General features: G+C 53.4%; 3 protein-coding genes. 1 reads left to right on the forward strand and 2 read right to left on the reverse strand.

All coding sequences use genetic code 11. The features are described from left to right. Positions 1-281 (reverse strand): SymE family type I addiction module toxin (locus Xets_RS18810; protein WP_187652314.1); only part of this gene is annotated, 281 nt, incomplete at its 3' end. A 76-nt stretch (positions 282-357) separates the two neighbouring features. After that, on the reverse strand, positions 358-747 hold the full coding sequence (locus Xets_RS18815) for a helix-turn-helix transcriptional regulator (RefSeq protein ID WP_187652315.1): 390 nt from the start codon (positions 745-747) through the stop codon (positions 358-360). Between the two features lie 99 nt (positions 748-846). Between Xets_RS18815 and Xets_RS18820 the strand changes: the two genes are divergently transcribed. After that, on the forward strand, positions 847-1758 hold a 912-nt coding region (locus Xets_RS18820; protein WP_187652316.1), incomplete at its 3' end, for a CHC2 zinc finger domain-containing protein.

The following is a 1758-nucleotide window of genomic DNA, read 5'->3' on the forward strand; positions in this document are numbered from 1 at the left end:
AGCTTAATTTCGCTGATTTGCTCTCGCTGGCGCTGGTATTGCTGTTTGAGGCTGTTAGTCTCGTCATTGTCAGGAATGAGCACCAGACAGCCCTCCATAATCTTGACCGTGAGTGTGCCACCAATATCAAAGCCTGCTGCCTTAAGCCACTGACCCTTAAGGTGTATTGCCGGCGGGGCACTGGCCTTGTCATTTTGCGGCACGTATCCCACGGTGTAATAACGTTCTGTTTTTACGGCTTTATTTACTGCACGGTTTTGCTTAGAATGCGCCTTAGCCATCATTCAACTCCTGTTTAGTTGCTTATGGTTAGCGGCGTTGGTGTGTTACCAGCACATCAGCGCCGCGAAACTCTTCTCATTGTCCTGCTATCAGTTTTTCCATTTTTGCCCTTGTTACCAGACTATCCATTAAAACAATCAGTGCTTGTTGATCTTCATCTGAAAGTGAATCGATCTGCTCATAAAGCGCCTGTAACTTAGGGTTATGTATCTTGGGTTTTTGGGGCAGCTCCAGCCCAACCAGAGCATCAACACTCATCTGGAGTACCTGAGCAATCTTTACCACCGTATCAAGTTGTGGCACAGATGAGCCACGCTCCCAACGATTATAAACACGCCTGTTTACCGTCAATAAATCCGCCAGTCGCGCCTGAGTCATCTTGCGGGCTTCTCTTGCTTCACGAAGACGAGTTGCAAAGACTTCCATACCGTTCTCACTTAGCCAGTTTTGAAATGATATGGTCATGGTAACCCTGCCTCTAAAAAACCCTTGACGATGTGTACATAATAGTACTTTAATAATGCCACTTAAATGTCTATTGACAGGTTTTTAAAGGACTATGAAATGGCTCGCATTCCCGAAGCAGAATTACAGCACCTGAAAACCGCCGTGCCCTTAGTCGCCATCATCGAGCAGCAGGGGCGGCAACTTTTTAAACGCGGCAAAGACATGACCGTGCTGTGCCCGTTCCATGAGGAGAAAACGCCCTCGATGGTGATCACGCCAGCGAAAAATCTCTACCACTGTTTTGGCTGTGATGCGGGCGGGTCGGTGCTGGACTGGGTCATGCACACCGAGGGCCTGAGCCTGCGCCATGCCGTGGAGCGCCTGCGTGCCGTGCTGGGGCACAATCCGGCGGTCGAGCCGCTGGTGCAGCCGGAAGAGCTGACCAGTGATGCCATCGGGCAACAGGTGTTGCTGTCACGGGTGGTTGCATTTTATCACCATACACTTTTGAATGCGCCGGAAGCACAGGCCTATCTGGCGAAGCGGCGGCTCAACCATCCTGAACTGGTCAGCCATTTTAAGCTGGGCTTTGCCAACCGCACGCTGGGCTACCGTCTGCCACCGAAAAAAGTCAAAGCCGGCGAGGAGATCCGCCGCCGCCTGATAGCGGCCGGGGTGTTGCGGGAGAACGGGCGTGAGCATCTGCGTGGCTCGCTGGTTATCCCTGTTATCAGCGCTGAGGGGCAGGTTCACGAACTGTACGGACGCAAAATCGGCGAGCGGCTGCGCGGTGATACGGTCTCGCATCTTTACCTGCCGGGCGCGCACCGCGGGGTCTGGAATGAGCAGGCACTGGGGGCTGCAAAATCGCTGATCCTGTGCGAATCGCTGATTGATGCGCTGTCGTTCTGGGTGACGGGGCAGCGCAATGTGACAGCCGCTTACGGGGTGAACGGCGTCACCGCGGATCACTGGCAGGCGTTCGAACAGCACGGCATTAAGCAGGTGCTGATCGCCTTTGATAATGAT

Origin of the sequence: Xenorhabdus sp. TS4, from assembly GCF_014467265.1 — a bacterium.
Classification (GTDB): domain Bacteria; phylum Pseudomonadota; class Gammaproteobacteria; order Enterobacterales; family Enterobacteriaceae; genus Xenorhabdus; species Xenorhabdus ehlersii.